This is a genomic window from Pseudobacteroides sp., assembly GCF_036567765.1.
In the GTDB taxonomy this organism is placed as follows: domain Bacteria; phylum Bacillota; class Clostridia; order Acetivibrionales; family DSM-2933; genus Pseudobacteroides.
The window spans coordinates 19,971-32,546 of the sequence record NZ_DATCTU010000122.1 but is presented as its reverse complement, the minus strand read 5'-3'; the positions used below and the strand labels follow the sequence as shown (position 1 = coordinate 32,546).

The following is a 12,576-nucleotide window of genomic DNA, read 5'->3' as shown; positions in this document are numbered from 1 at the left end:
TTTAGGTTTCTTATTACGACTATCAAAGTTTGCAAAATTCCTTAGAGATTTTCTGCAGCTTCCAGAGCATCAAGTAATGCCTTAAGGTCCTTGTAAGCTTCAAGGAATGTACTTTTAACCTTCTCGCCGTTTCTAATTGCACCATAAAAGTTTTCAAACTCTTCCTTGTATCCGCCTTCAGACTGAACAGTTTCTACATAATCAGGCGAATTTACCTTCTTGATGGTTATGTTTTTACCTTCCACTACCATAGTTCCTTGTGTTCCAAGTATTTTAAGCTTTCTTTCTTGATGCCCCATTGAGCTGAAGTAGTAATTAAATACACAACTCACGTTTTGAGAGGTGTTGAAGAGAAAGCTCATTGAATCGATTTCTCCCAATTCAGGATTTATGCTCTTTGTAATGGCTTTTCCTGAATCTATTTCTCCAAAAAGATCGCGGAAGACAGCCATGTTATGTACTCCTCCGTCTGTTATAAAACCGCCGGGGTATTGGTGCTTGATACGCCACTGGGTCTTGGCATATTTATTGCTGGTTTCCAAAAGGTCAAAGCAGTCCCAGAATGCAGAATAAGGCGTTCCAATGCTTCCGCTGTCCAAAAGTTCTTTGATTTTTATGTTTAGTGGATCATATCTGAAATTTTCAGCCACTGTCATTATAGTTTTATACTTTTCTTCAAATCCCAGCATGGCTTCTGCTTCTTTCATATTAGCTGCAATAGGCTTTTCAACTATTACATGCTTGCCTGCATCAAGAGCCTCTTTCGTTACCTCATAATTTAAGTGTATGGGAAGCAAAATGCTGACGGCTTCAATTTGGGGATTTGCCAAAACTTCCTTGTAGTCTGTTACATAGGGAACATTTCCCGCCATTTGGGCAAATTCCTTTGCTTTTTCTACAGTATGGTTGCATACCATAACAATTTCGAACTTATCCTTAAGCTGTTTGAGTGCAGGCCAGTGAAGGTCCTTTGCGGCGATTCCGCAGCCTAATATGCCAAGCTTTACGGGTTTCATATTATTCCTCCCTAAATGCGTAAAAATTTTAACATTTATTTAAAATATTACTTGATTAGTCCTACTACTAATATTACAATTTTAAGAGCAAAATATCAATGAGGTAAAATTTATAAAAAAATATAAAGTATACTAACGAATTATTCGATATAAATATTTACCTGGGGTATATATTTTGTATATCATTCAAAAATATTAATTGAGCAGTAAAATTTCATTTGGGATTTATAATAATTTAATGCAATTTATGTGTAAAAAGTATTGTAAACCCTCCAAGAATATATTACTATATCTTTTATGGGGAGATGATTTCATGAGTAAAACGGAAATGATAGCACTATTATTAGCAGGCGGTCAAGGAAGCAGACTCGGAGTCCTCACTAAGAATGTCGCAAAGCCAGCTGTTTCATACGGCGGGAAATACAGAATAATTGATTTTTCCCTAAGTAACTGTATAAACTCAGGAATTGAAACTGTTGGAGTCCTGACACAGTACCAACCTTTGGAGCTTAATGCACATATCGGTATCGGAAAGCCCTGGGACCTTGATAGGATGAACGGTGGAGTTACAATTCTATCACCCTATATGAAGGAAGAAGCGGGTGAGTGGTATAAGGGAACTGCAAATGCGGTTTACCAGAACATCCATTTTGTCGATAAAATTTCTCCGGAGTATGTTGTTATTCTATCTGGTGATCATATTTATAAAATGGATTATTCCCGTATGCTGGAGGCACATAAGAAGAACAATGCAGATGCAACCATATCGGTTATTGATGTGCCTTATGATGAGGCAAGCAGGTATGGTATTATGAATACTGATCCTAATGGAAAAGTAATCGAATTTGAAGAAAAACCCAAAAATCCGAAGAGCACACTTGCATCTATGGGTATTTATATTTTCACTTGGGAAGTTTTGAGGGAATATCTGGTCAAGGATAATGACGATCCTGCATCAGAGAATGATTTCGGAAAAAACATCATACCTAATATGTTAAATGACGGCAAGAAAATGTGGGCCTATCAGTTCCAGGGTTACTGGAGGGATGTAGGCACTATTCAGGCATTCTGGGAGTCAAATATGGACCTTATACAAAGGGTACCAATATTCAATCTTTTTGACCCTACATGGAGGATATATACACCAAATCCAATAAAGCCTGCCCATTATATAGGGCCTAATGGAATTATAAAAACCTCTATAGTTACAGAAGGCTGTATGATTTACGGTACGGTTCGCAATTCTGTCATTTTTCCAGGAGTCTTTATTGATGAGAACACTGTAATTGAGGATTCCATAATAATGACAAATTGTAAAATAGGAGCAAATTCCCATATAAACAAGAGCATATTGGGAGAAAACGTAATAATAGGTGATGATGTCAAAATAGGAACTGGTGAAGTGGTTCCTAACGATTTAAAGCCGGCTATTTACTACTCAGGAATTACTGTAGTGGGCGAGAGCTCGTATGTTCCGGACGCTGCAGAGCTTGGCAAGAACGTTGTTATAGATAGATTTGTTACTACTGACGATTATTGTTCACTTAATGTTCCGTCAGGCAAAAGTGTATTTAAAGGCGGTGTGTGCGATTGAAAAATGCAATGGGAATTATTCTTACAGGCGGTAACAACAGTAGAATGAAGGAGTTATCTGCAATAAGGGCTACAGCAGCTATCCCTGTAGGTGGCAAGTACAGGGCAATTGATTTTGTGTTGTCTAATATGGTTAATTCAGGTATTACAAATATTGGGGTTCTAACCCAGTATAATTTCCGTTCTCTTATGGATCATTTAGGCACTGGCAAGGAATGGGATTTGGACAGAAAAAACGGTGGATTGTTTATATTTCCGCCATATCTTTCAGATGATGGCTCAGGATGGTACAAAGGTACCGCAGACGCCATGTACAACAACCTTACATATTTGCTAAGAAGCAGCCAGGAGTATGTAATTGTATCGGTAGGCAACAGTGTCTTTAAGATGAATTTTGAAGAAATGCTCGATTATCATATAGATAAGGGGGCAGACATAACAATAGCATACAGGGATATGAGCGATTTATATCCTGAGGATTTGCCGCTTTTGGGCATCCTGTCTGTTGATAGCAATAACAGAGTTACAGATTTTGAAGAAAAGCCCTTAAGGCCTAAAGGAACTTTAGGATCTATGGGGATTTATGTAATAAAGCGTGAGCTTTTGATATATCTTTTAGAAGAGTGCATTGCTCACGGCAATTATGATTTTGTGAGGGATGTGCTGATTAAAAAGCTTGATTCTCTAAAAATTTACGGCTACAAGTTTAAGAGCTATTGGAGAAGTATAAGCTCTATTAAAATGTATTACAGGTGCAATATGGAGCTCTTAGACCCAGATGTATGCTGTCAGCTGTTTGTTGACGGCGGCAAAATATATACAAAGGTAAAGGATGAGCCTCCTGCTAAGTACAATGATGAGGCGGAGGTCAGAAACTCTATTATCGCAGATGGCTGTATTATTGAAGGTACGGTAGAGAATAGTGTCCTTTTTAGGGGTGTTACCGTTAAAAAGGGGGCTACCATTAAAAACTGTATAATAATGCAAGGCTCTGTCATTGAGTCAGGATCAACTCTGCAATATGCCGTTATGGATAAAAATGTTCTTATTACTGAAGGAAAAAACTTAAAGGGCGACGATGAATGGCCTATAATAGTAGGCCGCAAGACCGTTGTTTAGTATAAGGTAAAAATAACTTTTTAATATAAAACGAACTACTAATATGATTAGCAGTTCGTTTTTATTAATGTCCTTATCTATATTATGTTGTCCGTATAAAATTTGTGGAAATACTGGGTAATGGGGGTATTTAAGTATTATATTGAATATTTTAATGTAATGAAATATAATAATCACGTTGTTGGGAGGTGTAAAATGGGGAAAATTTTTTCCAATATATCCGGCTGCTTTAATTTTAAAAGCATAAAGCTTTCTTTTATTGCAGCAGTAGTAATGATATTTTTAATTAGCCTTTTAGCACAATCTTATGCATCAACAAACAGCCCAAAAAACCAAAACTTTTTGAATGGTAATGAATCCGGTTCAGACGATTCAAATACACCGACATATAAGGAGGTTACCGGCTTAACTATACTCATTGACTTTTCAGATTGCCCTGGGGAGATTCCTAAGGAAGAAATGGGCGACCTCATTAATAAGGCAGGGTATAACGGATTTGGCAATAACGGGTCAATGAGAGATTACTTTTTTGATATATCGGAACGTAAGCTTCTATACACAAACAATGTATACGGCTATTACAGAGCACAAAAGCCCAAGTCTTACTATAATGACATAAATGCCAAGGGCAGGGACAAGGAACTTGTCAGCGAGGCACTCCAATTTATGAAGCAAAGCGGGTTTGATTTTTCAAAGATTACTACAGATAATAATAAAATGTTAATTGCAGTTAACGTGTTATATGCGGGGGAGCGAAATGTTTATTGGGGTGTAGGTCTTTGGCCCCGTCAAGGAGAAATTGATAAGTTTTATATCGGTGATGCTTATATTAGCAAATATCAGATTAGCAATATAGGTGCAAGTCCGGCTATAGGCACTTTAGTTCATGAGAATTGCCATTTGCTTTTCAATTATCCGGATCTTTACGACTATGAGGATGATTCATATGGAGTAGGGAAGTACTGCGTTATGGGAACCACCGGCAAAACAAATCCTCAACCGCCTAATGCGTTTTTAAGAGGTATAGTATCAGAATGGGGAAGAGTTATCAAGCTAAATGATCTACCGGATAAGACGAAGGTGACAATCAATGCCAATTCCCCCGATGTTTTTGTATACTATGGACCTTATGCAAATGAGTTTTTTGTGGTTGAGTGTATTGCTAAAAAAGGAAGATGGTCCGATATGCCTGATGAGGGCTTAGCTATATGGCATGTAGATGTTAATGGAAACAACGACTACCAGGAAATGGCGAGTGACAGGCATTATAAGGTATCACTAGAGCAAGCTGATGGATTATTTGAGCTTGAGAAGAATATTAACGGAGGCGGTGATGGTGACTTGTTTCATCACGGCTACAAAGACAGGTTTGATTTTGACACAACTCCCAGTTCAAGATGGTGGGATAACAAAGACTCTGGTTTTGCAATTACCGATATCAGTGAAGCAGGCGATACAATGACTTTTGTTGTACACAACAATAATGTTTCTGTAACATCGACACCGGGATGGACATCTACCCCTATACCAACAACAGAGGTAACCCCATCATGGACATCCACCCAAACCACCACAGCGACAATAACAGCAACACCCACACTCATCGTAACTCCTACAACAACGTCTACAGCAACACCTACAACAACACCTACATCAACAGCTACTCCTACACCCACAGCATTTTTCACTGACTCACCAACAGCTACAATACTTTCTAAACCAACTGCCGACCTATTTGTTTCTATAAGCGGATATGTTTTACCTGACTTTTTTACCGAAAATGATAATTCTATGGTTTTGAAAGGTTTTGCCATTAGTGTTCAGGGAACCGATATTAGGGCAATTACAGACAGAAAGGGATATTTTCAGCTAAGCGGGTTGAAAAGAAGTGAGGATGGCTATGATATTGTTATAACCAAGCCTAATTATTTCAAATGCAATATTAAAATCGATGCTGTTTTGGAAAACATGTCTGTATCAAGGAAGAATAACCCTATTATTATGTGGTGCGGGGACGTAAATCAGGATGGAACCATCAATTTGATTGATGTTATACGGCTGGCACTTTTGTTTAACTCAGTAGAAGGAGACTCAAAGTATGAAGCTGCGGCTGATTTCAATTTGGATGGAGTAATAAATTTGAGAGATTTTTATGTTGTTTCAAAGCATTTTAACCAAACAGCCAATGATTTTTCACATAGCATTTGGTGAATTTGTTTTAAATATGACTTGATTATGCATCGGATTTAAATTAAAATAAAATGAAATAAGAAGTGATTTAATTTGTAATCATGATAAAATACTTAAACCAATATATGCAGCTGTCATATGGTCTTTAGTGTTTTAGCTATAAATAGAAAAGGAGAATCGGTATGGATAAAATTAAAATGAATGTTCCCCTTGTTGAGATGGACGGAGACGAAATGACTCGAATCATCTGGAAAATGATAAAGGATATTTTGCTTGAGCCATACATAGACCTCAAAACCGAGTACTATGATTTGGGTTTGGAGTACAGGGACAAGACAAATGACCAGGTTACAGTTGATTGTGCAAACGCCATCAAAAAGTATGGTGTTGGTGTAAAATGTGCAACTATAACTCCTAATGCTGAAAGGGTAACTGAGTACAACTTGAAGCAAATGTGGAAAAGTCCTAACGGTACAATAAGGGCGATTTTAGATGGCACAGTATTCAGAGCCCCTATTATTGTAGACAGTATTAAGCCCTTTGTTAGCACATGGAAAAAGCCTATAACAATTGCCAGACATGCGTACGGTGATGTATATAGAGATGTTGAATACCGTGTCGAGGGTGCGGGAAAGGCAGAGCTTGTTTTCACTTCAGAAAGCGGAGAAGTTACAAAACAAACAATTCACGATTTTGACGGTGCAGGAATAATTCTTGGAATGCACAACCTTGATAAGTCAATTGAAAGCTTTGCAAGAGCATGCTTCAACTATGCACTTGATATGAAGCAGGATTTGTGGTTTGCTACAAAAGATACAATATCAAAGAAATATGATCACACATTTAAAGATATATTCCAGGATATTTATGATAAAGAATACAAGCAGAAGTTTGAAGCAGCAGGGATCGAATATTTCTATACTTTGATAGATGATGCTGTAGCACGTGTTATAAGATCTGAAGGGGGATACGTCTGGGCTTGTAAAAACTATGACGGTGACGTTATGTCCGACATGGTTGCAACAGCCTTTGGAAGCCTTGCAATGATGACTTCCGTATTGGTATCGCCTGAAGGATACTATGAGTTTGAAGCTGCTCATGGAACAGTTCAGAGACACTATTATCAGCACCTAAAAGGACAGGAAACTTCAACTAACTCAATGGCTACATTATTTGCATGGACCGGAGCACTTAAAAAACGCGGTGAAATGGATGGAATAAATGAACTGGTTGACTTTGCCGACAAGCTTGAGAAGGCATCACTTCTTACAATTGAAGAGGGTGTGATGACAAAGGACCTTGCACAATTATCTGAAGTTAAGGATAAGAAAATAGTTAATACAGAGCAGTTCTTAAAAGAGATCAACGAAAGATTGGTAAAAATGCTTTAATAGAAGGTTAAATGCCTTTACCTTTGAAAAGTATAACCCAAAACATAAAAAGCCCTCAAACCGGCTACAGCACTGTTTGAGGGCTTTTACATTTAACATTACTCGGTTACTTTTTTGTCCGATTAAAAAGCTTTCGGCTTTTAAGCTCACCATCTCCGCTTTTCACGTCTACCAGGTCTAATACAAACATAAATATGGGTATACCTATTATAAGCCCCCATACCTTAAAGAAGTGCTCACCTACAAGCAGTATAATAAATGTAAGGAACACAGGCAGTTCTGTCTTTGAGGACATGAGCTTGGGGTTTAATATATATGCCTCTATTGCATGCAGAATTGCAACCATTAGCCAGACCAATAAAACTAGATTTATTCCTCCGTTATTGAACGCAATAAGGCTAAGGGGTATTAGAGAAATAAAAACACCTGCTACAGGAATAAGTCCGAGTATAAAAATCATAAGTCCCAAGCCTAAAACCTGCTGGAAGCCTAGAGCATAAAGCATGATTGTAGAAAGAATGCAGTTTATGAAGGCAATGGCAAACTGGGCTTCAATAACCTTTCCGAAGGAGTTTACAAACTTATTGCCGAAGTATTCAATCTCAAAATAAAAAAGTGAAAGCTTGCTGGTTTTAAATTTTGATACAAATCTGTATATCCTGTTTTTTTCCAAGAGAAAGAAAAGACTAAGGATAAGTGATAAAAGAATATCCAGGCCCAGCCTGCTTATGCTAGTGGCTGATTTGGCTGCAAATCCTATACCTTGATCCAAATAATCCATAATCTTTATATCCTTTATGTTGAATTGTTCCAAGAAGGACATTATGTTTTTTTCCAGGGCAGTATCATGTAGTTGCTTATAATACTTGTTAATCTGGCTTAATACATTCTTAATCTCATCAAATACCAATGGCAGAAAGTTATATAAGCCTAGCACAACAGCTGCCAGTAGCACAAGGTATAGGGTCACCGTCACAACCTTTTGCTTGATACGGATAACCCTGGAAATTTTGGAGCTTATAAAGCTTTGTGCTTTATGCATAAGGTATGTAAAGATAAATGTCAGCAAGAAAAGGTTGAGCATACTTCGCATAAAGTACAAAAATAGTGTAAGTATGATAAGTACGATAATTCTTCTTGTGGAGTCTTTTTTGAAAAAACTGATTATGATTTCCATTAATACGATTAACCTCCCATATAAGTAGTTTTCAGGGTATTATAACATTATATCGGAATAAACTGCCATGTTCAATATTAAAATATAAAATATGATATAGTATTACATTTATAGGCTGCAAATATAAACAAATACATTGGATTATATATCACTAATTAACGGTTTTCTAAATGGTGTTATCATTTTTGTACTGCAAATTATAAAGATTGAAGTACATTCCTTTCTTAGCTAAAAGCTCCTGATGTGTTCCTGTTTCTCTAATTTTACCCTTATGAAGTACAATTATCATGTCTGCATGCTGGATTGTTGAAAGCCTGTGGGCAATAACTATTGTTGTTCGGTTCTTTGTTATTTTCTCCAGTGCATCTTGGATTAAGGCTTCCGTTTCGGTATCGATATTGGCAGTAGCCTCGTCGAGCATCAGGATCGAGGGATTGTAGGCAAGAGCTCTTGCAAAGGCTAAAAGCTGCCTCTGTCCTGCAGATAGTGTGGCCCCTCGTTCTCTCACTTCTTCATCATAACGGTTATCAAACTTTTCAATAAACTTGTGGGCGTTTACATTTTTGGATGCAGATATGACAATTTCATCTGTGATGGACTTGTTGTTCAGCTTTATATTGTCCTTTATCGTTCCCCCAAATAAAAACACATCCTGAAGGACCACCGACATCATCTGTCTTAGGGAATTTTTGCCTATGGATTTTACATTGATACCGTCGATGGTTATTTCGCCCTTCTGAATTTCATACAGCCTGTTGATTAGATTTATGATAGAGGTTTTGCCTGCACCTGTTGCACCAACTATAGCAACGGTTTTTCCTTTTGGAACCTTGAAGCTTACATCCCTCAAAACCCATTCTTCATTATTATATGCGAACCATACGTTTTTAAACTCGATATCTCCTTTGATTTTACTTGATTTGGGTAAATCATACCCGGCATTTTCTTCTGCAGGAGTATCAAGTATCAGAAAGATTCTTTCTGAGGAGGCCATAGAAGATTGAAGTATGTTGTATTTTTCGGATAAATCGTTAATGGGCTGAAAGAACATGGTGATGTAGTTGACGAAGGCAAACATTACACCAAACTGAAGGCTTCCGCTTATTACATCCCCGCCTGCAAACCACAGCAGCACTGACAGGCATAATGCAGATACCAGGTCATTTAAAGGTCTGAATAGACCGAAGGCCACAACTTCTTTCATTCCGGCCTTATAATAGGTTGTATTAATGTCCTCAAACTTTTTAAAGTTTTCTTTTTGCCTGCCGAAAACCTGTATTATTCGCATACCTGATATGTTTTCGTACATGGCGGCATTAATTCTGGCCAATGCTACCCTTACAGACCTGTATATGGCACGTATCTTTATTCTGAATATACCCGCTGCCACAGATACAATTGGTAGAACAGCTAGAACAATTAGTGCGAGCTTGAAATTAAGGCTTAACATAATTATGGATATTCCCACCAAAATTGATATATCTTTTATAAGGTTTACCAGTACATTTGTGTACATCTCGTTAAGGTTTTCAGTATCGCTTATAACCCTTGTGACAAGTCTTCCTACAGGGTTTTTATCAAAGAAGCTTAAAGGTAGCCTTTGAATGTGATTGAATATTTCCATTCGCATATTAAAAATGATTGTCTGGCTGGTATAGCTTAAAAGTGATATTTGCAAGAAGTTTAGCAAAAATCCTATAACTATAACGCCAATAAACAGGAAGGCAAATAACTTTACAGAGCTTATGTCTTTAGAACGCAGAAGCTTGATTTCATCTTTAGAAAGGCTTCTGGCAGGGAAACTGCCGTCTTTTGTTTTATAGGACAATCCTTTGCCGGATGGGTCACTTATTATGGAACCGGATAAGTTAGCATTATTCTTTAAATAACCCTTAACCAGATATGCTTTCTTACCTTCATAGATCATTGAGTAAATGCTGTCAGAATTCGTATTCTTTAAATCACCATCAGTCTGGGCAAATTTTTTGCCATCGATTGATTTCTCATTTGGAGCGGCTGAAGTGGCTATAAGAGGTTTTGTGTAGCCGTAAAGATAATCATCTATAACCTTTTTCATAATGAGAGGTCCAGAGAGGTCTGTCAGGGTTGTTGCAAAAAGAAGAATCATAGATATGGCAAAAAACAGCCTGTATGGTTTGGCGTATTTAAGAAGCCTTTTCATAAGCCTTGAGTCATAATTTTTTCCTAAATTTTCTTCTTCAAGAAAGCCAAGATTTTCTTCCGGCATTTTTATTCCTCCTCCTCAATCTTTTCAGCAAGAAGCTGTTTTTGATAGAGCTCATAGTATACCCCTTTTTGATCAAGGAGAGAAATATGATTTCCTCTTTCAATTATACGGCCTTCATCAAGCATTATTATTTCATCAGCATCTTTAACGGCTGATATCCTATGGGAAACCATGATACTGGTTCTCTCCGACATTATATCCCTTAAGGCACCTAATATTTGTGCCTCGGTATGGGTATCCACGGCTGACAGGCAATCATCAAGAATAAGAAGTGACGGATTACTTAAAAGAGCCCTGGCTATTGATATCCTTTGTTTCTGACCTCCTGAAAGGTTCACCCCCCGTTCTCCAACTATAGTCTCATACTTCCTTGGAAAATCCATTATATCGTTATGAATTCCTGCAGCTTTTGCAGCCTTTATGATGCTTTCTTCATCAGAGTCCCGGAAAAAGCCGATGTTTTCTCTTATGGTTGCAGAAAAAAGTATTGTGTCCTGCGGGACATATCCTATGTTTTTTCTGAGGGACAGCAGCGAAATTTTGTTTATATCCATATCATCAATAAATAAAGTCCCCGGATTAACATTATAGAGCCTTGGTATAAGGTTTATTAGTGTTGTTTTGCCGCTGCCTGTTCTGCCGCATATTGCAAGGGTTTTGCCTTTCATCAAAGAAATATTAATGCCTTTAAGTGAGGGCTTCTGGCTGCCAGGATAAGTGAAGTTCAAATCCTTCATTTCTATCTTCCATTGGAGATCATCCTTGGATAGTGAATCTTTTGAGTCAATTATATCGGGCTTTTCATCCATCAGTATGTTAACTCTTTTGAGTGAAACTATGCCCTTTTGAAATATGCTTGTAACCCAACCTAAAGCTGCTATAGGCCAAATCAACTGCAAAAGATATCCTGCGAATGTTACAAACTCACCGAGAGTTATTTCACCGTAAATAACCTTGAGGCCTCCATATAGTAGGGTAATTGCGAAGGTAAGGTATGAAATGGCCATAACCAGGGGATGAAGAGTGCTCATTATGCGGACAAACTTAAGATTCATTTCCTTGTTATGCAGATTGGACTTTTTAAATTTTTCAAGCTCCTCGCTTTCCTGCACAAAAGATTTTATAACCCTTATGCCGGAAATGTTTTCCCTGGTTTTCTCGGTAAGGTCGGATATTGCTTCCTGCATTTTGTTAATTTTCAAATGCATATTCTTTACATTAGCTACCACAACTATAATCAAAAAAATCATGGGGCTAAAGGCTGCCAAGGTCATTTTGAAGCCAGCTGTGAGGACAAGCATTACAAGTATCGCTGCAGGAAGAAGAAGACTGTCCGATGCGAGTGCAACGCCCTGACCCACCATCATTCTTATATTGTCAATGTCATTTGTAGCATGAGACATTAAATCACCGGTTTTGTGATTATTGTAATAGGTTGGTGAAAGCCTTTGATACTGTGCGTAAAGCCTTTCCCTAAGAGTCTTTTCAATAAGCTTTGATACCCCGAAGACCAGATATCTCCATGAAAAACGAAATATTGCAGTGCTGATTGAAACCACAACAATAAGGAGGGAGTAGGTAACAAGATCATCTTTGGTAAAATCACCGGATTTGAGTTTGTCCGTAAGAACTCCTAGTACCTTTGGCAAGACCATCTGAAGTATATCTACCATAAAAATACATATAATCCCTGCAACATATTTATATTTGCATTTTAGTATAACGTCTTTTATATATCTTAGTTCTTTCATAATTGTTATTCCTAATCTGTGATTTTATTTCAACTATCATTCTAGCACTAAATCGGTAAATTACAATACAATTTAGAAATTAATATAGTTT

General features: G+C 37.5%; 8 protein-coding genes. 4 read left to right on the top strand and 4 right to left on the bottom strand.

The annotated features are described in order from the left end of the window. Positions 1-41: 41 nt before the first annotated feature. A complete protein-coding gene (locus VIO64_RS20570; protein WP_331921623.1) occupies positions 42-1,016 on the bottom strand; it encodes a Gfo/Idh/MocA family oxidoreductase in 975 nt (324 codons plus the stop codon). A 313-nt stretch (positions 1,017-1,329) separates the two neighbouring features. Here VIO64_RS20570 and VIO64_RS20565 point away from each other — a divergent pair, with 313 nt between their 5' ends. The 4 genes from VIO64_RS20565 to VIO64_RS20550 all read left to right on the top strand — a co-directional run bounded on the left by VIO64_RS20565 (position 1,330) and on the right by VIO64_RS20550 (position 7,309). Then, positions 1,330-2,610, top strand: coding sequence for a glucose-1-phosphate adenylyltransferase (locus VIO64_RS20565; RefSeq protein WP_331921622.1), 1,281 nt, complete (start codon positions 1,330-1,332; stop codon positions 2,608-2,610). After that, positions 2,607-3,728 carry a glucose-1-phosphate adenylyltransferase subunit GlgD gene (gene glgD, locus VIO64_RS20560; protein ID WP_331921621.1) on the top strand — a complete coding sequence of 374 codons (1,122 nt, stop codon included), beginning with the start codon at positions 2,607-2,609 and terminating at the stop codon, positions 3,726-3,728. Before VIO64_RS20565 ends, glgD begins: the two co-directional genes overlap by 4 nt. 195 nt (positions 3,729-3,923) lie before the next feature. Further along, positions 3,924-5,939, top strand: coding sequence for a M6 family metalloprotease domain-containing protein (locus tag VIO64_RS20555; RefSeq protein WP_331921620.1), 2,016 nt, complete (start codon positions 3,924-3,926; stop codon positions 5,937-5,939). A 161-nt stretch (positions 5,940-6,100) separates the two neighbouring features. Continuing rightward, positions 6,101-7,309 (top strand): NADP-dependent isocitrate dehydrogenase, encoded by a 1,209-nt coding sequence (locus VIO64_RS20550; RefSeq protein ID WP_331921619.1) that lies wholly within the window; start codon positions 6,101-6,103, stop codon positions 7,307-7,309. Positions 7,310-7,415: 106 nt separating this feature from the next. Here the strand turns inward: VIO64_RS20550 and VIO64_RS20545 are convergent, their stop codons facing one another. The 3 genes from VIO64_RS20545 to VIO64_RS20535 all read right to left on the bottom strand — a co-directional run bounded on the left by VIO64_RS20545 (position 7,416) and on the right by VIO64_RS20535 (position 12,485). Continuing rightward, positions 7,416-8,486 carry an AI-2E family transporter gene (locus tag VIO64_RS20545; protein ID WP_331921618.1) on the bottom strand — a complete coding sequence of 357 codons (1,071 nt, stop codon included), beginning with the start codon at positions 8,484-8,486 and terminating at the stop codon, positions 7,416-7,418. A gap of 166 nt (positions 8,487-8,652) precedes the next feature. Continuing rightward, positions 8,653-10,734, bottom strand: coding sequence for an ABC transporter ATP-binding protein (locus tag VIO64_RS20540; protein ID WP_331921617.1), 2,082 nt, complete (start codon positions 10,732-10,734; stop codon positions 8,653-8,655). 2 nt (positions 10,735-10,736) lie between these two features. Beyond that, entirely contained in the window at positions 10,737-12,485 is a 1,749-nt protein-coding gene (locus VIO64_RS20535; RefSeq protein ID WP_331921616.1) for an ABC transporter ATP-binding protein, read from the bottom strand. Positions 12,486-12,576 lie beyond the last annotated feature (91 nt).

Bases quoted from the DNA above. Each gene is read 5' to 3' on its own strand.
- VIO64_RS20555 (WP_331921620.1), top strand. From the start codon at position 3,924: ATGGGGAAAATTTTTTCCAATATATCCGGCTGCTTTAATTTTAAAAGC.
- VIO64_RS20545 (WP_331921618.1), bottom strand. From the start codon at position 8,486: ATGGAAATCATAATCAGTTTTTTCAAAAAAGACTCCACAAGAAGAATT.
- VIO64_RS20565 (WP_331921622.1), top strand. From the start codon at position 1,330: ATGAGTAAAACGGAAATGATAGCACTATTATTAGCAGGCGGTCAAGGA.
- VIO64_RS20550 (WP_331921619.1), top strand. From the start codon at position 6,101: ATGGATAAAATTAAAATGAATGTTCCCCTTGTTGAGATGGACGGAGAC.
- VIO64_RS20570 (WP_331921623.1), bottom strand. From the start codon at position 1,016: ATGAAACCCGTAAAGCTTGGCATATTAGGCTGCGGAATCGCCGCAAAG.
- VIO64_RS20535 (WP_331921616.1), bottom strand. From the start codon at position 12,485: ATGAAAGAACTAAGATATATAAAAGACGTTATACTAAAATGCAAATAT.
- VIO64_RS20540 (WP_331921617.1), bottom strand. From the start codon at position 10,734: ATGCCGGAAGAAAATCTTGGCTTTCTTGAAGAAGAAAATTTAGGAAAA.